The sequence below is a fragment of the Ectothiorhodospira sp. BSL-9 genome (assembly GCF_001632845.1).
Classification (GTDB): domain Bacteria; phylum Pseudomonadota; class Gammaproteobacteria; order Ectothiorhodospirales; family Ectothiorhodospiraceae; genus Ectothiorhodospira.
The window spans coordinates 2,638,908-2,661,306 of record NZ_CP011994.1 but is presented as its reverse complement, the minus strand read 5'-3'; the positions used below and the strand labels follow the sequence as shown (position 1 = coordinate 2,661,306).

Here is a 22,399-nt window from a genome sequence, read left to right as displayed (position 1 = left end):
AGAAATCATGAAGAAAAACAAGATTGTCATCATCGGCGCCGGTTTCTCCGGGCTCGCCGCCGCCGCCACGTTGGCCCGCGAGGGCATGGATGTCACCGTCATCGAGCGCCACGACATCCCCGGCGGTCGGGGCCGGCAGTTTTCCGCCCAGGGTTTCACCTTCGACATGGGGCCGAGCTGGTACTGGATGCCCGACGTCATCGACGGGTTCTTCGCCGAATTCGGGCGCAAGAGCGCTGATTACTTTGAGCTGAAGCGCCTGGACCCCTCCTACCGGATCTACTTCGGCAAGGATGACTACGTGGAGATCCCGGCAGACGTGAAAGAGACCGTGGAACTGTTCGAGCGTATCGAGCCGGGTGCCGGTTTCCAGCTGGAACGGTTCCTGGACGAGGCCGAGGTGAAATACACCGTCGGCATCGGCGAGTTTGCCAACAAACCCTGCCTTTCCTTCATGGAATTTGCCCAGTTGCGGCTGTTGCGCTATCTCTTCTCCATGCATCTGCTGCGCTCCTATCGCAGCCATATCACCCGTTACTTCAAGAGCCCGCGCCTGCACCGCATGCTGGAGTTCCCCATCCTGTTCCTGGGGGGCACGGGCCGCACCACACCGGCCCTGTACAGCATGATGAACTATGGCGATCTCAAGCTGGGCACCTGGTACCCCATGGGCGGGATGTATGAACTGGTCAAGGCCATGCACCAGCTGGCTCAGGAGATGGGCGTACGCTTTGAATTTGGTACCGAGGCCGCCGGGATCGAAACCCGGGATGGACGGGTGGTGGCCGTCAACACGGAACAGGGGCGCTTCGAAGCGGATTATCTGATCGGTGCCGGGGACTATCACCACGTGGAGCAGGATCTGCTGCCTGAAGCGGATCGCATGTATTCACCAGGCTACTGGGACAAGCGGGTCATGTCCCCCTCCTCCATCATCTTCTACATGGGCGTGGACAAGAAGCTGGAGGGGCTGCCGCACCACACCCTGCTGTTTGACGCCGATTTCGAGGCCCATGCGGCGCAGATCTATGAAAACCCCACCTGGCCCACCGAACCGGCCCTGTACGTGAGCGCCACCTCGCAGACCGACCCCTCGGTGGCCCCTGAAGGCCAGGAGAATCTCATGGTTCTCATCCCGGTGGCCGCTGGCCTGGAGGACACCCCCGAGACGCGACGCCATTACCAGAACCTCATCCTGGACCGACTGGAGGCCATCACCGGCCAGTCCATTCGCGATCATGTGGTGTTTTGCCGGTCCTACGCCCACGAGGACTTCATCCACGACTATCATGCCTTCAAGGGCAATGCCTACGGCCTGGCCAATACCCTGATGCAGACCGCCATGCTCAAGCCCAGACTGAAGAGCCGCAAGCTGGATAATCTCTATTACGCCGGCCAGCTCACGGTGCCGGGCCCGGGCGTGCCACCGACCATCCTGTCCGGCACCATCGCCGCTGAACAGATCCTCCAACAGTGCAGGAGTTGACGGCCCATGTCGCCCATTGACCATCGTCAGACCCGCCGATCGTATCAGCGTGCGAGCCTGCGCCGTGCCGATCTGGCCCTGGACCCCTTCGAGCAACTGGCCGACTGGCTCAAGGACGCCGAGAGCGAGCCCGACGCCACTGCCATGGTGCTGGCCACGGCGGACGCCAAGGGCCGTCCTTCAGCCCGGGCGGTGCTGCTCAAGCATGTGGATGATCGGGGGCTGTGCTGGTATTCCGATGGCCGCAGCCTCAAGGGTCGGCAACTGGCAGAGAATCCCATGGCGGCCCTGTTGTTTTACTGGGCCGGGCTGGAGCGTCAGATCCGTGTGGAAGGCTACGTGGAACGCCTGCCCTCAACGGACGCGGACGAGTATTTCCGGTCCCGCCCACGGGGCAGCCAGCTGGCCGCGGCCGCCTCGGAACAAAGCAGTCCGGTCAAAAACCGGGAGGCCCTTGAGCAACGTCTGGAGCGGGTGCAACTGCGCCATCCCCATGGGGATGTGCGCCGACCCGAGACCTGGGGCGGGTACCGGCTGGTGCCGGACACTTTCGAATTCTGGCAGGGACGGGACAACCGACTGCATGACCGGTTTCAGTACCGGCTGCAGTACGAGACCTGGGAGATCCAGCGACTGATGCCCTGAAAAGGACGCAGGCTTCTCAGTCCACCAGCACCAGCTTGCGACCAAACGGCGCCGGGGTGGCTTCATGCTCGGGAGGCACGGCCCAGAGCACCGGCCAGTCCGGGCGGTAGTGGGCTGGTCCCTGCAGGTCGGTGAGCACCACCCCCATGTCCGGTCGTTGCCGGTCGGCCTCCTTGAGCAGGGGCGTGAAATCGGTGCCTGCGCCCCCCTCGAAGACCAGATCCCGCAACGAGGACACCCCGGGTTCGAAGCGCTGCACCGAGCGTACGGCCAGGTCCCCGATCACCAGGATCAGATTGGCCTCGGTGCGACGCGTGATGGCCTCGATCTCGGTGGCAAAGCGCCCCAGCAGGCCCTCGTCGATGGAACCCGAGACATCCACCACCAGTACCAGGCGAGGGACCGCACGGGAACCCACCATGCCCGGTTCCCAGGGCATGCGACGCCCACCCGCCGTGCGCCCCCGATTGGCCAGGTAAGAGCGTGACGGGCGGGACCAGGACAACTCGGGATTCCGGGTCAGGCCACGGGTCAACTGGGTACGCAGCACCTGCTCCCAGGGCACCCGCACTCGGGGCAGATCCGCGAGCAGTGAGCGAATCATGGAGAAGGCACCGTCCCCGGCATGGGCCCGGCTGATGCGCTCGGCCCATTCCCGGCTCTGCTCCGCTGCGGCCTCGGGTCGGCTCACATCCTCATCACTGGGAAGCAGATCCCTGGACTCCGCCCCATCCAGATATCGCGCCTGTTCGGCCCGGGGCCCATCCTGCCTCGGTCCGGGCTTATCCTCACTGCCGTCGCGGGAATCCTCGCTGGCACTTCCCCCCGATCCCCCCTGATCCCCGCCCTCACCGCGCCCGGACCCCCGCCCCTTGCGGCGATCGTCCACCTGACGATAGAGCCGCTCCACATCCCATTCCAGCAGGGCCTGTTCGGGCCCATAGCGCACGTCGAGAGTCTCCTGCAGCAGCCGCTCCAGCGTCACCGCATCCCTGGGCAGTTCCAGCCAGTCCAGATGACTCAGGCTGGTGTTGACGATGGCGTCGGCGCAGATGTTATAGAGCTGGGCATCCACATCGCCCACCAACTGCCTCAGTTCCTCCCGGCGCTGGGCGTGGCGCAGGGCCACGTGCAGCACCTGGTGCGCCACCAGGCCCACCTGGCGCGGCAGGGGCAGATCCCCGAAGGTAGGCCCGTAATAGATGGTCTGACCATCATTGGCCGCCCTGACCGACTCGGGAAGTTCGTCCACGTCCTGATGCTGCATCCACAGGGCCAGTCCCCCCGTGGACGGCGCGTACTCCACCATGGTCTGTACCGCCCGGGTGCCCCGGTGGCCAGCGTGAACCGGGTCGTCGTAGCCCGTCATGCCCCTTGTTCCCGACGCGCCATATAGCGCTCATAAGCCGGGCTGGCCAGGATGGTGTTCTCCAGCCCCCGGGCCAGGCCCTTTTGCAGCAGCAGTTCCATGGTGAGGGTCTGGGCTTCACGAATGGGCAAGGCCACATCGGCCCGGATATCCGGATACTGCTCAATGATCTCAAGCGCACGGTTCATGGCACTGGCATCCTCCACAGCAGCCAGCAGGCCGTAGATCATGCCGTACAGACCATCCAGTGAGTGCGGCAGCAGGTCCGCGGTTTCCGGCCCCGCATCCGCTGCCAGCAGCCGGGTCACATCCACCCCCGACTGGATCTCCCGCAACACTCCGAAGAACTCTGCGGCATTGGCGGACCCGATGCGCCCCTGGACGAACAGGCGCTTGGCCATGTCGGAGATATCCGAGCGCAGTACGTTGGAGATGTCCTCCCACCCCCGCGGGCTTGCACCGATCAGATAGTCATTGGCGAGCTGGGTCTGGGTGTCATCCAGCTTGTCGGCCCGCACCTTCAGGTAGGCCATCACCTCCGGGGCAAAGCCTCGTTCCAGGGCATGTTCCAGGAAGGCGTCGATGGCCGTCTGCACATTGAAATGAAACATGCGGTCCGCCAGGGCCGTGCCCATGTCGTGACTCACTGCCCCATGAAAGCGGGCATTTCCCGCCGCCACCACCTGCCAGCCATGGGGCAAATGGTAGTGCCCCACGCGCCGATCCAGGATGAGGGAATAGGCGGAGATCTGCAGGCGCTGGTCGGCGGCGGTGAGTTCATCCAGAAACAGGATGCCTTCGGGTTGATCCGGGCCGGGCAGGAACTCCGGGGGAAACCAGACCGTACGGGATTGTTCCTCATCGGCATAGATGGCACCGCGGATGTCCACCGGTTCGATGGTGGTCAAGCGCAGGTCCACCAGGGGCACACCGTAGTGCTCGGCCACCTGGGCGATGATGGAGGATTTGCCCACCCCGCGCGTGCCCCAGAGCATGGAGGCACGAAGCCGCAGCACCGGATCCGCGTATTGCTCGATCAGTGCCTGCTTGGCGGCGGCAATGGACACCGCCGGGATGTTCATGGGATTGCCCTGCATCAGTCGGAGACTCCTTCAGTCGTTGGGCCCTGCTCCCAGGCGGCGGCCAGCAGCGGTTTGGGCAGTGGCGGGATCTCCATCACCGGCACCTCGCGGGACCAGCTCAGGAAGATGGCCAGCAGCATCACGGGCGGCACACCGGTGGTCCACAGCGGTACCTGACCATCCTGCCCGAAATCGCCCCAGTACAGGATGGGGATGGCAGATAGAATGGCCAGCATGCCCTGTATGGCCAGGCTGCGCTGAAAGACCACCCGCCAGCGCTGCCACTTGAAGCGCTCATGAAAGCGCGTGGGTGGTTGGGACAGGGTCTGTTCCAGATGTGCCACGGTGGCCAGAAAACGCTCCTCGGCCTCCCGTGAACGCTCCGGCTCCCGTCGTGCCAGTTTTACGGTGGCCTTCCAGCCACCGGGCATCAGTTGCAGGGGTCGCCACGCCCAGCCCTGCACCGCCAGCAGGTCACCGGGCAGATGGATATCCCCCCGGGGATGCCAGTCCAGGGTCAGTTTGGCCGGCAGACCCGGGACGGTGCGGGCATCAAACTGCAGGCGTCGCCCGCGCACGCAGGCCTCGCCCAGGGTAAAACGCCGCCTCCAGCCCGGCTCGACGTTGGGTGCGGGGCGGCGATACTCCAGGGCGTAACTGATGGCCGCCAGCGTGCCGGCCTGGTGCCGAAAGTGGTCATGCAGCGGCACACGGGCGCACTGGGCGTACACCGAGGCCGGGTCGTCACCGGTGACCTCCAGCGTGGCGCAAAGGCCCGAGGCCTCGGTCAGCGTGCGCCGCAGACAGAACCGGCCACGGGCCGGGTTTTCCAGTTGCAGGTGTTCGGTGAGCGAGAGGCTCGAAGGATCTTCGGGGTTGTCATGGGTGCGCGGCTCGAAAACCACGCACCGGTTCTGGCGGTCGGTGGCCGCCAGATCCACCCGCCATTCATCGCGGGCAAAGGGGCCAACCAGGGTGAGGATTTCATGATGGGTTAGCGGGGTCACCGGAGCTCCAGGGGTGGTTACCTGGAATTATGACCGTGGAGTGACCGGAATATTCCCCGCTGCGGGCTCTCATGCTACTGACGCACTGCGTCCAGCAAGCGCGCCATGTTCTCCTGGAACCGCTCTTGTTGCTCGGTAGCGGCTTCCTTGAAGCGGGCATCCTGCTCCACCAGTGTCTTCATGATCAGTCCGCCATCGTCCATGGGATTGGCCAGGAACTGAAGCGGTGGCAGGTTGAACCGTTCCTGCATGGATTCCATCAACTGGCCCAGGCGTCTTGCCGGCATGGCGGTCTCCGGAGACTCCATCTGCCGGGTCTGCTCATAGCTTTGGGCCATCCGGTAGGTCTCGGTGCGGGTCATGTTCAGATCCATGGACTGCAGCTGGCTGACATCGAAACGCAGATCGGGCAGCATCTCGAAGGCCTGCTGCACGTCGCCATTGAAGAACTCATTGGCCAACTGGCCTACATCACGCACCAGATCCTCCACGGCCCGGAGTTCGTCCGGATTCAGGTCGCCCTGGATCGAGAAGCTGTACCCGCTCTGCTCGGTTCGGCTCACATCCAGCCACCCCCGGGAGTCCCCACCCTCCATCCGGGCCTCGGCCTGGACACGGGTATCCTGAGCACTCTGGAACTGGATGCTCACCTGGGCACCCGATTGTGTGGTGATGTTGAGTTCCAGGCTCTCGGCGCGCTGATAGCGCTCCATCATGGACAGGCGGGTCATGCCGACCAGATCACGATCCTGGGGGGCGAGTTCGAGGTTCTTCAGAGCCTCGAAGGTAAGCCGCTCGGTCTCGTCCACGTCCGCCTTGATCTTGCCATCGAGCAGATTGAGACCTCCCAGGATCTCCCGGGCCTCCTTGAAGCCCTGCTCGACGCCTCGTGTAGCCTGCTCTTTCAGCGTTTGCAGTTGCTCCTCACTGGCTCCGCGGGCGCGGGCGTTGGCCAGCCCCAGCTCCACGAAACCGGCAATGCGCTCCGCCACCTTCTCGGGGGTGAAGTCATTGGCATCCAGGCGTTTCATGCTCCCCAGGCTTTGCCCGGGGATCTGCTTTGCCAGGCTCTGCAGGATCTTGTTCTGCAGAGCATTCAGGCTGCGGGCCGAGCCATTGTCGCCGGCGGCCATGCCCTGCCCCGCACCCTTGGCGCCGGGACGGAAATCGGGGGTCTTGAGTGAGACCGGGAAGACACTGTTTTCGATAGCCACGGCGACACACTCCTGCACTGGGGGGTATGGAGTCTGTATCGGCGACCTGAATGGATTCTTTAGGGGGTTTGAACGAAAGCAGAAAACAGCCTCCGTAACCGCTCACTGCAGAATACGGGCTCGTTCCCGCTCGCAAGTCCTGAAAAAATCGTCGAATTGCTCACAGCGCGTGTGCACGAACACGCCTTGATCCGGGTGAAACTCGCAGCGGGTTTCGAAGTCACAGGTGCTCGAAAAATCATCCCAGTGCTGGCATTCCTCCACACACTCCTGGCTGCCGACCCGATGAATTCGGCGCTCGAACAGACAGGTGCGGTCGAAATCGTCCCAGAACTGGCATTCGGTGATCACGATGGGGCGCACGCTGGAAGGGGGTGGCCCACACCAGACCTGCACGCCACCCCGCTCCCAGGATTCCCCTTCCTGGAGGATGATGGTCTGCGCCTGTACCGGGGCCAGCACCAGCCAGCTCAACGCCAAGGCAACCCATGGAATGATCTTGATGCGCATGGAGAGTGTCATCTCAGGAGAGTGCCACCAGGTCAAGGGCTACTCAAGTCCCAGGCACTGGCATCCAGACGCTTTTCGCTTCAAAATCCGCCCCTCCTGGCCAACTGCTTCCACACCTATGCCCGATATTGTCGTCATGTTCTTCCTGCTCGGCCTGGTGGCGGGGCTGCTGAAATCCGACCTGACCATTCCCAAGGCCGCCTACGACACCCTCAGCCTGCTGCTGATGCTGACCATCGGTCTGAAGGGGGGCATGGCGCTGCATGGCAATATCAGCCTGTCGGTCATCCAGGATCTAATGGCGGTGGCCGTGCTGGGGGCACTGATTCCGCTGATACTCATGCCCCTGCTGATGCGCGTCGTCTGCCTGTCGGCGGCGGACAGTGCCAGCATGGCCGCCCATTACGGCTCCGTGAGCGCCGGCACCTTTGCCGTGGCCCTGGCCTTTGCAGAGGGTCTGAAGCTCACCATCAGCCCGGAGGTGACCCTCTACCTGGTGATGATGGAGTTGCCGGCCATCATGGTGGCCATCTTCCTCTATCGCCGCTATAGCGGCGCCAAGGCAAGCGCCGGCATGCCGGGGATATGGCATGAAACCCTCACCAACCGGGGTGTGATCCTGCTGGTGGGTGGGGTGATCATCGGCCTGCTTTACGGCCCCCAGGAAGGTGCGGCGGTCACCGACCTGCTGACCAACGCATTCAAGGTGGTGCTGGCCCTGTTCCTGCTGGAAATGGGCCTGACGGCGGCCGAAACCCTGCGCCCCATCCCCTGGCACCATTGGCGGCTGTTGTGCTTTGCCGTGTTTGCCCCCTTCGTGCTTGCTGGCGTCGGCCTGGGCATGGGCCTGCTGATGGGGTTGCCCGCCGGCTCGTTGCTCATCCTCACTGCCCTGACGGCCAGCGCCTCCTACATTGCCGCACCGGCGGCCATTCGTGCCGCCATCCCCAAGGCCAACATCGGCCTGGCCATGCTGGCTGCGCTGGGTCTCACCTTCCCGGTAAACGTCATTATTGGCATCCCGCTGTATTATCAGCTGGTGCAGTGGCTGGGCGTTGCGTGATGGGTTTACCGGGCCGCCGAATCCTTCCAGGCCATCAGCAGCAGCAGGATCAGCCCACCATGGAAGAAGATGGAGACCAGACCCAGATAGGAGAGTTGCCAGACCATGGCACCCGCCCCTGCCATGGCGGTGATGGCCAGCAGATAGCCCACCAGAAGGTTTTTGGGCACCGGCCACAACAGGCGCCAGGAGAGTAACAACAGGGCCACCAGGGTGATCACACCCTTGAGCATCGCAAACCCTCGCAGCAGACCCGAAGTATCCGTTTCGCCGGCCAGGTGGGCTGCGGGGTCGCCCAGAGTCAATGCCAGGACCACCGCCGCAAGGGCCACCAGCCAGGGCAGCAGGATCAGAGCGGGATTATCCGGTGCGGGAAAGCGGGACAGGGTGAGCGATTTCATGACACCTCCGCGAAGGTGGGGATGGGATGCAACCCCTTGCAGTAGTGGGAGACACCACCCTGCTGATGAAGGTTCCTCACCCCTGCCCCGCTCCCCGGTGGGGAGAGGGGCGCTGCCAGAGGGATGATGATGCCCTAGAGGGCGAGCTTGTCGGCGACGAAGTCCGCGTCCTTGTCACCGCGCCCGGAGAGGTTGATCAGGATGCGCGTGCCCGGCTCGGCCTCACGCGCCGCCTGCATGGCCCAGGCCAGGGCGTGGGAGGATTCCAGGGCGGGGATGATGCCCTCAAAGCGGGAAAGATCCATGAAGGCCTTCAGGCAGGCCTCATCATCAATGGCATGGTACTCGGCCCGGCCAATATCCTTCAGGTAGCTGTGCTGAGGGCCCACGGAAGGGTAATCCAGGCCGGAGGCAATGGAGTACACGGGCTGAGGCAGACCTTCATCGTCCTGCAGCATGTAGGAATGGAACCCGTGCATGGTGCCAGGCTTGCCATAGGTCAGCGTGGCGGCATGCTCACCCAGGCCAAGGCCCCGACCGGAAGGCTCCACGCCCACCATCTTCACTTCCAGGTCGTGCAGGAAGGCCGTGAACAGGCCCATGGCATTGGAGCCGCCCCCCACGCAGGCCACCACGTAGTCGGGGAGCTCCCCCTTCATGGCAAGAAACTGCTCGCGCGCCTCGCGCCCCACCACCGACTGGAAGTCCCGCACCATCATGGGGAAAGGATGGGGGCCCACCACGGAGCCAATGGCATAGAAGAAGTTGTCCGGGTCCTTCATGTACTCCTCGAAGGCGCTGTCCACGGCATCCTTGAGGGTGCGTGTGCCGCGATCCACGCTGATGAGGGTGGCCCCGAGGATCTTCATCTTGACCACGTTGGGGTGTTCCTTGGCGATATCGATCTCACCCATGTGGATCTCGCAGGGCAGTCCCACCAGGGCACAGGCGGTGGCCATGGCCACACCATGCTGACCCGCCCCGGTCTCGGCGATCACCTTGGTCTTGCCCATGTGCTTGGCCAGCAGGGCCTCCCCCAGGGCGTGGTTGATCTTGTGGGCGCCCGTGTGATTCAGATCCTCCCGCTTGAGGTAGATCTCGGCATTGCCGCCACAATGCTCGCTCAGCCGCCGGGCCAGGTAGATGGGGCTGGGGCGACCCACGTAGTGGGTGTACAGCTCGGCCAGTTCGTCCTGATAGGCCTGGGTCTCGCGGATGGCAAGATAGGCCTCGGCGATGGAATCCATGATGGCCTTCAACTGCGGGGGTACGGCCTGCCCCCCATAGGGCCCGAAATGCCCGTCACGGTCGGGCATGGGCTGGTCAAGCAGGGCATGGAGATCGGTTTCCGGGGCTTTATTCATGGATGACAGCTCTCATTCACCAGATGACGAAACGGATAATCGCAATGCTAAACCCCGAATAGGCCCCTGACCAGTCCTTTTCCATGGGATTCGCGGGGTTGGGTGCACGGGTGTCTATGCTATGCTGCAGTGCCGTAGCGCTGTCATCACAGAGCCGTCCTCATGCCCCATCACGGTCGCGTGCAACCCGAACACCCACCTGAAATCCAGCTGGATCCCGCCCAGGAGCAGGCCCTGGCGCGCTTGAGACGCATCACGGATGACCTGGAGGCGGCGCCCCGACCGAAGCGGCCCGGTCCACTGGCGCGCCTGCTGGGGCGTGGTGATGCGCGGGAACCCGTGCGCGGTCTGTATCTGTGGGGGGATGTGGGTCGTGGCAAGACCTACCTGGTGGATCGTTTCTTCGATGAGTTGCCCATCGAGGACAAGACGCGGCTGCATTTTCACCGCTTCATGCAGAAGGTGCACGCCGAGCTGCGCGAACTCAAGGACCAGAGCGACCCCATTGCCATCGTTGCCCGGCGCATGGCCCGTGCCCGCCTGTTGTGTCTGGATGAGTTCTTCGTCTCCGACATCACTGATGCGGTCTTGCTGCACCGTCTGCTGGCGGGACTGATGGACAATGGCGTCTGCCTGGTGACCACCTCCAACCTGCCACCGGATGAGCTTTACAAGGACGGTCTGCAACGGGACCTGTTCCTGCCCGCCATCGGGCTGATCAAGGAAAACCTGGAGGTGTTCCATCTGGATGGGGATGTGGACTATCGGCTGCGCAGCCTGCAACAGGCCCGGATTTATCACACCCCGTCGGACGATGAGTCCCGCGAGCAACTGATCAGCACCTTCGACACCCTGGCCCCCGATGCGCCACACGATTGCCGCCATATCAAGGTGGAGGGTCGCAAGATCCCCGTTCAACGCTGTGCCGACGGGGTGGTGTGGTTTCGCTTCGCCGATCTGTGCGAGGGCCCGCGCAGCCAGGTGGACTACGTGGAGATCGCCCGGGAGTTCCATTCGGTGCTGATTGCCGATGTGCCGGTCATGGACAACACCATGGACGACGCCGCCCGGCGATTCCTGGCGCTGGTGGATGAGTTCTACGACCGCAAGGTGAACCTCATCATCGCCGCCGAAGCGCGCCCCGAGGCGCTGTATCAGGGGCAGCGGCTACGCTTCGAGTACCAGCGCTGCGTGAGCCGTCTGCTGGAGATGCAATCCGAGGACTATCTGGCACAGCCTCACCGGCCTTGAAGGCATTCTGTTATGTTCAGCAGATCCGCGGCAGGGCCTCGCCGGCCAGCCATTCCACATGGCGCATGCCCCCGTAGCGGGTCTTCAGACGCACCAGCCGGTGCGGGTCCTCCACCACCTGGCCGATGATGGCCGCCTCCCGGCCCAGCGGGTGCTGTTGCAGGGCGGCCAGCAGGGCCTGGGCCTGGTTTTCGGGACAAATGGCCACCAGCTTGCCCTCGTTGGCCACATTGAGGGGGTCCAGACCCAGCAGTTCGCAGGCCCCGGCCACGGCCTCCCGAACCGGGAGCTGGGCCTCATCGATGATCATGCCCACGCCCGACTGCTGCGCCAGCTCGTGCAGGCAGCAGGATAGCCCGCCCCGGGTAGGGTCCCTCAGGCAATGAATATCCGGCACGGCCGCCAGCATGGACGCCACCAGTTCGTGCAGGGCGGCGGTATCCGATTCCAGGGTGGTCTGGAACTGCAGGTTTTCCCGCAGGGACAGGATGGCCACCCCATGATCCCCCAGGGTGCCGCTCACCAGGATGGCGTCCCCCGGGCGGGCGCGGTTGCCCGCGATGTTCACGTCCTCCGCAACCCGGCCCAGCCCGGTGGTGGTGATATACACTCCATCCGCCTGCCCCCGCGGCACCACCTTGGTGTCGCCGGTTACCACGGGCACGCCCGCCTGCCGGGCCGCATCGGCCATGGAGCGGACGATGCGTTCCAGATCGACCACGGGAAACCCCTCTTCCAGGATGAAGGCAACCGACAGGGAGAGGGGTTGCGCACCACTCATGGCCACGTCGTTCAGGGTGCCGTGCACGGCCAGGCTGCCAATGTCACCACCAGGGAAGAACAGTGGCGTGATCACGTGACTATCGGTGGCCATCACCAGGCGACCCGGCGGGGAGTCCATCACTGCACAGTCATTGCCCTGATTCAGCCAGGGATTGTCGAAGGCGCGTCGAAACAGATCCTCAATCAACTGGCTCATGGCGCGCCCGCCACTGCCGTGGGCCAGGGTGATGGTGTTCTCAGCCATATCGATACTCCGCCGCGCAAGCCCCCTCCGAGGACACCATGCACGCGCCCAGCGGGCTCTCCGGGGTGCAGGCACGGCCAAACACGCCACATGCCCGGGGCTCCATCTCCCCGCGCAGGACGGCGGCGCACTGGCAGGCGGGATGATCCTCCACCGGCACCACCTGCACGGGGAAGCGCCGTTCGGCATCCAGATCTGCAAAGTCATCAGCCATACCCAGGGCGCTGTGCGGCAACCGCCCCAGGCCCCGCCAGGCAAAGCTGGGTCGGGGCACGAAGACCTGATCCATCAGGGCGCGGGCCTTGGGATTCCCCAAAGGAGACACCACCCGGGTGTACTGGTTTTCCACCTCGCAGCGACCCGTATGGATCTGGCGCACCAGCATGTGCACCGCCTGCAACACATCCAGGGGCTCGAACCCGGCCACGACCAGGGGCGTTTGCAGTTCATGGGCCACGAAGGCGTAGGGTTCCAGGCCGATGATGGCCGACACATGGGAGGGGCCAATCACGCCGTCAACCCGTGCCGGCGCATTGCCCTGATTACCGCGCAGCACGGCGCCCATGGCGGGGGGCGTCAGCACATGGTTGCAGCAGACAGAGAAATTGACCAGACCCTCATCACGGGCCTGCAACAATGCCACGGCCGTGGCCGGGGCCGTGGTCTCGAAACCGATGGCAAAAAAGACCACCTGTCGATCCGGATGGTCCCGGGCCACCCGCAGGGCATCGGTGGTGGCATACACCATGCGCACATCCGCTCCCAGGGCCCGCGCCCGGAGCAAGGTGTGGCCACCGGAGCCGGGCACTCTCAGGGTATCGGCATAGGTGCACAGGATCACCTCCGGGCGTTGCGCCAGGGCGATGGCCAGATCCACGCGTTCACCAGGGAGCACGCAGACCGGACACCCCGGACCATGAACAAACCGCAGGTTTTCCGGTAACAGGCTGGCCAGGGCGTCCCGGGCGATGGCGTGGGTGTGGCCGCCGCAGAACTCCATGAATCGATACCACCGGTCCGCATCCAACTCACGGGCAATGGCCGCCGCCACCTGCCGGACGGCTCCCGCGTCCCGGTATTCACTCAGGTGCTTCACCGCCCACCACCCCGGTCGGGAGATCACAGCACCACAGGCCCCACACCACGGCAAGACGATCGCCGGCGTGTATCAGGGGAATGCGTTCCCGTTCCCAGGGGGGGATGCCTGCCTCCTGAAAGAGTTTCTTGAGGATCCGGGTCTGTCCGCGCAGACGGCAGGTCTCGCCTCCACGGCGCAGGCGCACCGTCAGCGGCCATTCGAGGCGGGTCGGGTCCAGTTCATGCAAGTCGACCAGCGCCTCCAGCGACAGGGTCATGCCCAGTTCCGGCAGGTGGAGATCCGTCGTGCCATCCCATGACCATGCCCGCCCCGGGTCCACCGGCGGCAATGGCTCCATGGCATGGAGACCGTCCCGATACCCGCGCACCTCTGCCCCGGGCCAGCTCACCCGCAGCCGGGTATCGGGACTGGCATTCCGAATCTGCTGCAACAGGGATTCCAGGCGATTCTGGTTCGGCACCGGCAAGCCCTTCTCCTGCAACCAGCCCCTCAAGGCGTTGCGTTGCCGGGGGCGGCGCAGGGCACGAATCGCCGGAATCGACAAGGTGCCTGCCACCTCCCCTCGCAGGTCCTGCAGGTCCTCCCGGGCGCGCTCCGCCAGAAGTTCCTGGGCCTCCGCCTGCAGGCCCGCTGCCCGGGCCAGTGTGGTATCCAGGGCCGGCCAGCGCTGACGCAGCTGGGGCATCACCTCATGGCGCAGAAGATTACGGTCCAGCCCCAGGTCGGTATTACTGTCGTCTTCCACCCAGACCAGGTCATGCTGGTGGGCGTAGGCCTCGAGCACAGATCGGTCCATGTCCAGCAGGGGCCGACCATGCCAGCCTGAACCATAGGGCTGCCAGCGGGGCATGGCCGAGAGCCCGGCCGGGCCGGCGCCACGCAGGAGTTGGAGAAGCAGGGTTTCCGCCTGATCGCGGCGGTGATGGGCGGTCAGCAGGGCGTCACCGGGGGCCATCCGGTCGGCCAGTGCCTCATAGCGTGCCCGGCGGGCGGCGGCCTCAGGGCTCTGGCCCCGCCGGGGCCGGGCATCCACGCTCACCACTTCCAGCGGCACCTCCAGGGCATCACAGAGCACCTGACAATGCCGGGCCCACTCATCCCCACGGGCATGAAGACCATGGTGCACATGCACCGCGCGCAAGCCTGGGGAACCCGCCGGAGCATCCAGCTGCGCCAAGCCGTGCAACAAGGCCACGGAATCCAGCCCCCCGCTCAGCCCCAGCAACCACCGTCGTGCTGGCGGCAGACGTTCCAGGGCCTGGGCGAGGGCCTTGAGCACGGGGGGTTACTCCTTGACCTGTCCGTACTTCATGATGCGTTGATAACGACGCTCCACCAGTTCATCCACATCCATGCACTGCAACTCGTCCAGGGTCTCCTGGAGATTCGCCTTCAAGGTCTGGCACATGGCGTCCGGATTCCGGTGTGCGCCACCCAGCGGTTCGTTGATCACCTCGTCGATCAGCCCCAGTTCCTTGAGCCGGGTAGAGATGATGCCCATGGCCTCGGCGGCCTCGGCGGCCTTTTCAGCGCTCTTCCAGAGAATGGAGGCGCAGCCCTCGGGCGAGATCACCGAGTAGGTGCTGTATTGCAGCATCTGCACCTTGTCACCCACCCCCACGGCCAGGGCGCCACCGGAGCCACCCTCGCCCACCACGGTGCAGACGATGGGCGTGCGCAGTTCCGACATCTCCATGAGGTTGCGGGCAATGGCCTCGCTCTGCCCCCGTTCCTCGGCCCCTACGCCGGGATAGGCACCGGGGGTATCGATGAAGGTGATCACCGGCAGGGAGAACCGCTCCGCCATCTGCATCAGGCGCAGGGCCTTGCGGTAACCCTCGGGGCGCGGCATGCCAAAGTTGCGGAAGATCTTCTCCTTGGTATCACGGCCCTTCTGGTGGCCGATGACCATCACGGGCCGATCCCCCAGGCGCCCGATGCCACCCACAATGGCCGGATCATCGGCAAAGGCGCGATCACCGTGGAGTTCCTCGAACTCCGTGAGCATGTGCTTCACGTAATCCAGGGTGTAGGGCCGTCGCGGATGACGGGCCAGTTGGGCGATCTGCCAGGCCGTGAGCTTGGAGAAGATCGACTCGGTGAGGCTCTTGCACTTGGCCTCCAGACGGGCGATCTCGTCCTGGATGTTCACTTCCGCATCATCACCCACGAACCGGAGCTCTTCGATCTTGGCTTCCAGTTCGGCGATAGGCTGCTCAAATTCAAGGAAATCCGGGTTCATTCGATGACTTGTCGGTTGGTGTGGGAAAGAGGCATTGTACACGCGGGGAACTGACTCGTCTCAAGTGCGTCGCAGCATATTGATCTCACCGGTAAACGATCCGCACTGCCTCCTCGCCCAGCAGCTCCCGCAGGCGATGGATCAGTTCCTCGTTGGGGCGCACCTGCCAGCGGGCCCCCAGGCGAAAGCAGGCACTGGCCTGGTCGTTGCAGTAACTCAGGTAGATGGGGCATGGCCCCTCACTAAACGGCTCCAGATGCGAGTGCAGCCCCTCCAGAAGCCCCGGGCTGGCCTTGCCGTTCACGGCCAGTTCCACCCGCTTGGCAAACTGTTCCCGCGCCTGGTCCAGATCCATGATCTGGCGACAGCGCATGCGCACGTTGCCACTGAACTCGTCGACGCCGGCGCTACCCTCCACCACCAGCAGGCGATCCTTGACCAGCAGGCTCTGGTAGCGCCGGTAATCGTCCCCGAACAGTCCGACTTCCACCCGGCCGCTGCGGTCATCCAGGGTGAGGAAGGCCATGCGTCCGGAGTTGCCGTTGCGGGTGCGGATGGCCACCACCAGACCGGCGACAATCACGGTCTGCTCCCGCTGCCGGCCCCGACCGTAACCCCCGCCCTCGCCGTTGCCACCCCCATTGCTGCCGCCGTTGGCAGGGGCGCTATCGGCCAGGTCGCTGAGCAGATCGGCGATGCGCTTACCGGTGATCTGCGCCAGTTCGGCCTCATAGCGGATGATGGGATGCCCGGTGAGGTACAGGCCCAGGGTTTCCTTTTCCGCCAGCAGGCGACTCTCTTCGTCCCATTCCGGCCACTGCTCGGTCGCCATCACCTCCGGTGTCGGCGCGACCAGATCCCCGAACAGATCCTCCTGCCCCATGCTCTGATCCCGCAGGTATTGCTCGGCGCGGGACAGCGCCTGGGGCAGTGTGTGCATCAGCGTGGCCCGGTTGGGGCCGATGGAGTCCAGGGCGCCTGCGCGGATCAGGGCCTCCAGAGTGCGCCGGTTGATCTTCTGGGAGTCGGCGCGCATGCACAGGTCATCCAGGCTGCTGAACGGCCCGCCCTGGTGACGACTGTCCAGGATCACCTGAATGGCCGACTCCCCCACGCCCTTGATGGCGCCCAGCCCGTAGACGATGGTGCGCGCGTCGCGCACGGTGAACTCGTAGCTGGAGGCATTCACGTCCGGTGGGATCACCTCCAGATTCATGGAGCGGCACTCGTCGATGAGATTCACGATCTTGTCGGTGTGATCCAGATCGGCGGAGAGCACTGCCGCCATGAAGGCCGCCGGGTAATGGCATTTGAGCCAGGCGGTCTGGTAGGAGAGCAGCGCATAGGCCGCCGAGTGGGACTTGTTGAATCCGTAACCGGCGAACTTCTCCATCAGGTCGAAGATGTAGGTGGCGGTGCCGGCCTCCACCCCTTGCTCCACGGCGCCCTTCTGGAAGATCTCCCGCTGCTTGGCCATCTCCTCGGGCTTTTTCTTGCCCATGGCGCGACGCAGCAAATCCGCGCCGCCCAGGCTATAGCCAGCCAGCACCTGGGCGATCTGCATCACCTGTTCCTGGTAGAGGATCACCCCATGGGTGGGCTTGAGAATGGGTTCCAGGGCCGGATGGGGGTATTCCACCTTGGCCCGACCGTGCTTGCGGTTGATGTAGTCGTCCACCATGCCCGATTGCAGCGGGCCGGGGCGGTAGAGGGCCACCAGGGCGATGATGTCTTCAAAATCATCGGGTTCCAGGCGTTTGATGAGATCCTTCATACCCCGCGATTCCAGCTGGAAGACCGCGGTGGTCTCCTGGCGCTTGAGCAGGCTGAAGGTGGCCTGGTCCTCCAGGGAGACATCGTTGATGTCCAGCAGATCCTCGCCGTTTTCCTTGCGCCGGGCATTGATGTTGTGCACGGCCCAATCGATGATCGTCAGGGTGCGCAGGCCCAGGAAGTCGAACTTCACCAGACCAATGGCCTCCACGTCGTCCTTGTCGAAGTGGGTGACCACCCCCTGCCCTCCTGGCTCGCAGAACAGGGGCGAGAAGTCCGTGAGCGTGGTGGGGGCGATGACCACGCCGCCAGCGTGCTTGCCGGCGTTGCGGGCCACCCCTTCCAGCTTCAGGGCCAGATCGATGAGATCGCGGACTTCCTCGTCATCCTGATAGCTCCGACGCAGGTCCTCCTCCTGCTCCAGGGCCTTGTCCAGGGTCATCCCGATCTCCATGGGGATCTGCTTGGCAATGCGGTCCACAAAGCCGTAGGGGTGCCCGAGCACCCGCCCCACGTCGCGCACCACCGCCTTGGCGGCCATGGTGCCGTAGGTGATGATCTGCGAGACCTTGTCCCGACCGTAGCGCCGTGCCACGTAGTCGATGACGCTGTCCCGCTTCTCCATGCAAAAGTCCACATCGAAGTCGGGCATGGAGACCCGCTCTGGATTCAGAAACCGCTCAAAGAGAAGCTCATAACGTATTGGGTCCAGATCAGTAATCTTCAGGGCATAGGCCACCAGAGACCCCGCCCCGGAGCCACGGCCCGGCCCCACCGGCACGCCATTGTCCTTGGCCCACTGGATGAAGTCCGCCACGATCAGGAAGTAACCGGGGAACCCCATCTGGCAGATCACGTCCAGTTCCACCTCCAGACGCTCCTTGTAGGTCTGGAGGCGGGCCTCCCGATCCGGGTCATCCTCAGCCACCAGACGTACCAGGCGCTGCTCCAGCCCCTTGCGGGACTCACTGCGAAAATACTCGTCGGTGGTCATCCCGTCGGGGATGGGGAACTGGGGCAGATAGTTTTCCCCCAGGGTCAGCGTGAGGTTGCAGCGCCTGGCGATCTCCACCGTATTTTCAAGGGCTTCTGGCACATCGCTAAAGAGCTCTGCCATCTCTTCAGGGGTGCGCAGATACTGCTGCCGACTGTACAGACGTGGCCGCCTCGGATCGTCCAGCACCCGACCATCGTGGATGCATACACGGGCCTCGTGGGCGTCGAAGTCCTCGGCCTTGAGGAAGCGCACATCGTTGGTGGCCACCACCGGCAGGCCACGGGTGGCAGCCAGTGCCACCGCCGCGTGCAGGTAGTCCTCCTCGCCTTCCCGCCCCGTGCGCACCAGTTCCAGGTAGAAGCGACCCGGAAACAGGCCCGCCCAGTGATCGCACAGGGGCGGGGCCATATCCGGCTGGCTGGACAGCAGGGCCCGGCCCACTTCCCCCTCGCGCGCGCCGGACAGGGCGATCAATCCGCGACAGGTCTCCGGGGTGAACCAGTCCCGTTCCAGGACCGGGGCACCGCTTTGCTGGCCCTCCTGATAACCCCGACTGATCAGCCGTGTGAGGTTACCGTAGCCTTCGTTGTCCTGGCAGAGCAGGACCAGGCGCGTGGGCGGCTCCCCAGGCTGCGGTGCCGTCACCCAGGCATCGGCGCCAATGAGGGGCTTGACCCCGGCCTTGAGGGCGGCCTTGTAGAACTTGACCATGCCAAAGAGGTTGTTCTGGTCCGTGACCGCACAGGCCGGCATGCCGTTGGCCCGCGCGGTGTCCACCAGGGCACCGACGCGCACCAGGCCGTCCACCAGGGAGAATTCGGAATGCAGATGGAGATGAACGAAACTGGGTGTCATGGGTGCCGTGGGGCTGCTGAGTCGAGCTGGACAGTCGGGGAGTATAAGGCCAGAGGGGGGCCCTTGATCCAGCCTTGCGGCCAGGGAGACTCAGCGCATCCCGGCTTCCCGGACGGGAGCGAAACTGCGGCGATGGCACGGACTGGGGCCCAGCCTGACCAGGGCGTCCCGATGGGCCGGCGTGGGGTAACCCTTGTGGGTGGCCAGCCCGTAACCGGGATAGATCTGATCCAGGTCGGCCATCAGGGCATCCCGGTGGACCTTGGCAATGATGGAGGCAGCGCTGATGCAGGGGACGCGGCCATCCCCCTTCACCACGGGATAGGCGGCACAGTTCAGTTCAGGGCAGCGATTGCCATCCACCAGTGCGATGGATGGCAATCGCGTCAGCGTAGCCACAGCCCGGCGCATCGCCTCGAGGGTGGCATGCAGGATGTTCATCTCGTCGATCTCCTCTGGCGTGCACAGGGCCAGGGACCAGGCGAGCGAGCGCTCACGAATCAGCACTGCCAGCGCCTCGCGGCGGGCCGGCGTCAGGGACTTGGAGTCCATCAGCCCGGCAATGGGGCGAGCAGGGTCCAGGATCACGGCGGCGGCCACCACCGGGCCCGCCAGGGGGCCCCGCCCCACCTCGTCCACGCCGGCCACGTTGTTTTGTGCCAGTAATTGGGTCAGTTCTGCTTCCGTCACCACAAGGCCCTCGGGATCCATTAAAATAGTCAGTCTGTAATCAATTAAGCAGGTCAGCCAAGGCAAAGCCAGCCCCACGGGCATCAGCGGCAGGGATGCATGGCCAAGCGGCCCGGCACCCCACGACGGTGTATCCTGGCACCCCACGACTGGCCGTTACACACGCCCCATTCCCGGAAAAACCCTGGAAAACCCATGACTCCAACCCGATGCGCCGTCATCGGCGTCGGCTATCTCGGCAAGTTTCACGCCCAGAAGTACGCCGCCTTTTCCCACGCCGATCTGGTCGCCGTGGCCGATACTGACGCCGAGGCGGTCGCCCGGGTGGCAGCGGACTGCGGTTGTCGCGGTGTGACCGATTACCGGGAACTGCTCGGTGAGGTGGACGCGGTGAGCATCGCCGTGCCCACTACCCTGCATTATCAGGTGGCGCGGGACTTCCTGGAGCGGGGTACCCACGTACTGGTGGAAAAGCCCATCACCAGCACCGTGGAAGAGGCCGCGGAGTTGAACCGCATCGCCCGCGAGCACGATGCGATCCTGCAGGTGGGGCACCTGGAGCGCTTCAACGCCGCCCTTCTGGACCTGGCCGACCAGCGCTGCCCGCCCCTGTTCATCGAGTCCCACCGGCTGGCCCCCTTCAAGCCCCGGGCCACCGACGTGAACGTGGTACTGGACCTGATGATCCACGATATCGACATCATCCTGGACATGGTGCGCTCGCCGGTGAAATCCGTGGCCGCCAGTGGCGCCAAGGTGCTATCCGAGGCGCTGGACATCGCCAATGCCCGTATTGAATTCGAAAATGGCTGTGTGGCCAATGTCACCTCCAGCCGGGTGAGCCTCAAGAGCGAGCGCAAGATGCGCATCTTCCAGAAGAACGCCTATGTTTCCGTGGATTTCCAGAATCGAGGCTTGTCCATCCACCGCCTGGGCGAACGGGAAATGTTCCCCGGCATACCGGAAGTGACCACAGAGACCAGCATTTTCGAGGAAGGCGACGCCCTGAAGACCGAGATTGCCGCCTTCCTGGAGGCCGTGCGGAACGGTGGGCCGGTCATTGTCTCCGGCGAGGATGGGCAACGCGCCCTGGAGACGGCCATCCGCATTACCGAACAGGTGCGCCACGGCGCCCATGTGCTGGGCGAGGACTGCTGAGCCCCCTCGCCCGACCGCCCCAACACCCGATTCGTTTGCAGAAGGACCCCACCATGATCCCCATGGTCGATCTCAAGACCCAATACCAGCATCTCAAGAGCGACATCGACGCCGCTGTGCGGGGTGTGCTCGACAGTACCCACTTCATCCTGGGCCCCAATGTGCAGGCCCTGGAGCAGGAACTGGCCGATTATCTGGGCGTCGAGCACGCCATCACCTGCGCCTCGGGCACCGACGCCCTGCACCTGGCCCTCAGGGCCGCCGGTATCGGGCCTGGCGACGAGGTGATCACCAGCGCCTTCACCTTCATTGCCACCGCCGAGGCCATCCGCTATGTGGGTGCCACACCGGTATTCGTGGATATCGATCCCCATAGCTTCAATATCGATGCGGGACAGGTGCGTGGGGCCATCAATGACAAGACACGCGCCATCATGCCGGTGCACCTGTTTGGCCAGCCCGCCGACCTGGACACCCTCAAACAGCTCTGCAGGCAACACGACCTGATGCTGCTGGAAGACTGCGCCCAATCCTTTGGCGCCCGGGTGGACGGCCAACAGACCGGGTCCACGGGCGACTTCGGCTGCTTCAGCTTCTTCCCCAGCAAGAATCTGGGGTGTTACGGAGACGGCGGCCTGGTGACCACCCGCGACGAGGCCCATGCGGCCATGCTGCGCAATCTGCGCAATCATGGCAGCGACGTGCGCTATCACCACGACCGCATCGGCTACAACAGCCGCCTGGACGAGATCCAGGCCGCCATCCTGCGCGTCAAGCTACCCCATATCGACGACTACAACTTCAGCCGCCGACGGGTGGCGCATCAGTATAACGAGCAACTGGCCGGCACCGGCGTGACCACGCCTTTCGAGGACGGCCTGGGCACTCACGTGTTCCACCAGTACACGATCCTCAGTGATCAGCGTGATGTGATCATGAAGGCCCTGCAGTCCGAACAGATCGCCTGCGCCATCTACTATCCCATCCCGCTGCACCGTCAGAAGGCCTTTGCCGACACCACCGCCGGGGTGAACCTGCCGGTGACCGATTCGGTGGCCGCGCGCTGCCTGTCCCTGCCCATCTATCCGGAGTTGCCTGATGCATCCATCGAGCGCGTCACCCAGGTCATCCGGGGCGCCCTTGACTGACGTGAGCAACCCCCTGCA

General features: G+C 64.4%; 19 protein-coding genes. 6 read left to right on the top strand and 13 right to left on the bottom strand.

The features are described 5' to 3' along the window. Window positions 1–7 precede the first annotated feature (7 nt). Entirely contained in the window at window positions 8–1,486 is a 1,479-nt protein-coding gene (locus ECTOBSL9_RS12330) for an NAD(P)/FAD-dependent oxidoreductase (protein WP_063465300.1), read from the top strand. A 6-nt stretch (window positions 1,487–1,492) separates the two neighbouring features. Further along, window positions 1,493–2,131 (top strand): pyridoxamine 5'-phosphate oxidase, encoded by a 639-nt coding sequence (gene pdxH / locus ECTOBSL9_RS12325; protein WP_063465299.1) that lies wholly within the window; start codon window positions 1,493–1,495, stop codon window positions 2,129–2,131. A 16-nt stretch (window positions 2,132–2,147) separates the two neighbouring features. Here the strand turns inward: pdxH and ECTOBSL9_RS12320 are convergent, their stop codons facing one another. The 5 genes from ECTOBSL9_RS12320 to ECTOBSL9_RS12300 form a co-directional block, all read right to left on the bottom strand. Continuing rightward, window positions 2,148–3,500, bottom strand: coding sequence for a VWA-like domain-containing protein (locus ECTOBSL9_RS12320; RefSeq protein ID WP_063465298.1), 1,353 nt, complete (start codon window positions 3,498–3,500; stop codon window positions 2,148–2,150). Then, window positions 3,497–4,597, bottom strand: coding sequence for an AAA family ATPase (locus ECTOBSL9_RS12315; protein ID WP_063465297.1), 1,101 nt, complete (start codon window positions 4,595–4,597; stop codon window positions 3,497–3,499). The genes ECTOBSL9_RS12320 and ECTOBSL9_RS12315 overlap by 4 nt, the downstream gene beginning before the upstream one ends. After that, the gene (locus tag ECTOBSL9_RS12310; RefSeq protein ID WP_063465296.1) at window positions 4,597–5,589 is read right to left on the bottom strand and encodes a hypothetical protein; all 993 of its coding nucleotides are present in this window, start codon (window positions 5,587–5,589) and stop codon (window positions 4,597–4,599) included. Before ECTOBSL9_RS12310 ends, ECTOBSL9_RS12315 begins: the two co-directional genes overlap by 1 nt. 74 nt (window positions 5,590–5,663) lie before the next feature. Continuing rightward, on the bottom strand, window positions 5,664–6,803 hold the full coding sequence (locus ECTOBSL9_RS12305; RefSeq protein ID WP_063465295.1) for a DUF5610 domain-containing protein: 1,140 nt from the start codon (window positions 6,801–6,803) through the stop codon (window positions 5,664–5,666). Window positions 6,804–6,905: 102 nt separating this feature from the next. Beyond that, window positions 6,906–7,313, bottom strand: coding sequence for a hypothetical protein (locus tag ECTOBSL9_RS12300; protein WP_156500122.1), 408 nt, complete (start codon window positions 7,311–7,313; stop codon window positions 6,906–6,908). A gap of 118 nt (window positions 7,314–7,431) precedes the next feature. Here ECTOBSL9_RS12300 and ECTOBSL9_RS12295 point away from each other — a divergent pair, with 118 nt between their 5' ends. Beyond that, a complete protein-coding gene (locus ECTOBSL9_RS12295; RefSeq protein WP_063465293.1) occupies window positions 7,432–8,376 on the top strand; it encodes a sodium-dependent bicarbonate transport family permease in 945 nt (314 codons plus the stop codon). Window positions 8,377–8,381: 5 nt separating this feature from the next. Here the strand turns inward: ECTOBSL9_RS12295 and ECTOBSL9_RS12290 are convergent, their stop codons facing one another. Both ECTOBSL9_RS12290 and trpB read right to left on the bottom strand, forming a co-directional pair. Further along, window positions 8,382–8,777 carry a hypothetical protein gene (locus tag ECTOBSL9_RS12290; RefSeq protein ID WP_063465292.1) on the bottom strand — a complete coding sequence of 132 codons (396 nt, stop codon included), beginning with the start codon at window positions 8,775–8,777 and terminating at the stop codon, window positions 8,382–8,384. A gap of 134 nt (window positions 8,778–8,911) precedes the next feature. Next, window positions 8,912–10,141 (bottom strand): tryptophan synthase subunit beta, encoded by a 1,230-nt coding sequence (trpB, locus tag ECTOBSL9_RS12285; protein ID WP_205631964.1) that lies wholly within the window; start codon window positions 10,139–10,141, stop codon window positions 8,912–8,914. 162 nt (window positions 10,142–10,303) lie between these two features. Between trpB and zapE the strand changes: the two genes are divergently transcribed. Then, entirely contained in the window at window positions 10,304–11,392 is a 1,089-nt protein-coding gene (zapE, locus tag ECTOBSL9_RS12280) for a cell division protein ZapE (protein WP_063465291.1), read from the top strand. A gap of 16 nt (window positions 11,393–11,408) precedes the next feature. On the opposite strand, the gene hypE is transcribed toward zapE, so the two are convergent. From hypE to rnhB, 6 genes are all read right to left on the bottom strand, one after another. Then, entirely contained in the window at window positions 11,409–12,419 is a 1,011-nt protein-coding gene (gene hypE, locus ECTOBSL9_RS12275; protein ID WP_063465290.1) for a hydrogenase expression/formation protein HypE, read from the bottom strand. Further along, complete coding sequence (hypD, locus tag ECTOBSL9_RS12270) at window positions 12,412–13,515, bottom strand: hydrogenase formation protein HypD (protein ID WP_063465289.1); 1,104 nt, start codon at window positions 13,513–13,515, stop codon at window positions 12,412–12,414. The genes hypE and hypD overlap by 8 nt, the downstream gene beginning before the upstream one ends. After that, entirely contained in the window at window positions 13,499–14,797 is a 1,299-nt protein-coding gene (gene tilS / locus ECTOBSL9_RS12265; RefSeq protein WP_063465288.1) for a tRNA lysidine(34) synthetase TilS, read from the bottom strand. The genes hypD and tilS overlap by 17 nt, the downstream gene beginning before the upstream one ends. 6 nt (window positions 14,798–14,803) lie before the next feature. Then, on the bottom strand, window positions 14,804–15,760 hold the full coding sequence (gene accA, locus ECTOBSL9_RS12260; protein ID WP_063465287.1) for an acetyl-CoA carboxylase carboxyl transferase subunit alpha: 957 nt from the start codon (window positions 15,758–15,760) through the stop codon (window positions 14,804–14,806). 85 nt (window positions 15,761–15,845) lie between these two features. After that, a complete protein-coding gene (dnaE, locus tag ECTOBSL9_RS12255) occupies window positions 15,846–19,385 on the bottom strand; it encodes a DNA polymerase III subunit alpha (protein WP_063465286.1) in 3,540 nt (1,179 codons plus the stop codon). Window positions 19,386–19,475: 90 nt separating this feature from the next. Next, window positions 19,476–20,075, bottom strand: a complete 600-nt coding sequence (gene rnhB / locus ECTOBSL9_RS12250; RefSeq protein ID WP_240480971.1) for a ribonuclease HII — start codon at window positions 20,073–20,075, stop codon at window positions 19,476–19,478. Window positions 20,076–20,270: 195 nt separating this feature from the next. Here rnhB and ECTOBSL9_RS12245 point away from each other — a divergent pair, with 195 nt between their 5' ends. Together ECTOBSL9_RS12245 and ECTOBSL9_RS12240 are read left to right on the top strand one after the other, a co-directional pair. Beyond that, window positions 20,271–21,233, top strand: a complete 963-nt coding sequence (locus tag ECTOBSL9_RS12245) for a Gfo/Idh/MocA family protein (RefSeq protein WP_063465284.1) — start codon at window positions 20,271–20,273, stop codon at window positions 21,231–21,233. Window positions 21,234–21,286: 53 nt separating this feature from the next. Then, window positions 21,287–22,381, top strand: coding sequence for a DegT/DnrJ/EryC1/StrS aminotransferase family protein (locus ECTOBSL9_RS12240; RefSeq protein ID WP_063465283.1), 1,095 nt, complete (start codon window positions 21,287–21,289; stop codon window positions 22,379–22,381). The last annotated feature ends 18 nt before the right edge of the window (window positions 22,382–22,399 follow it).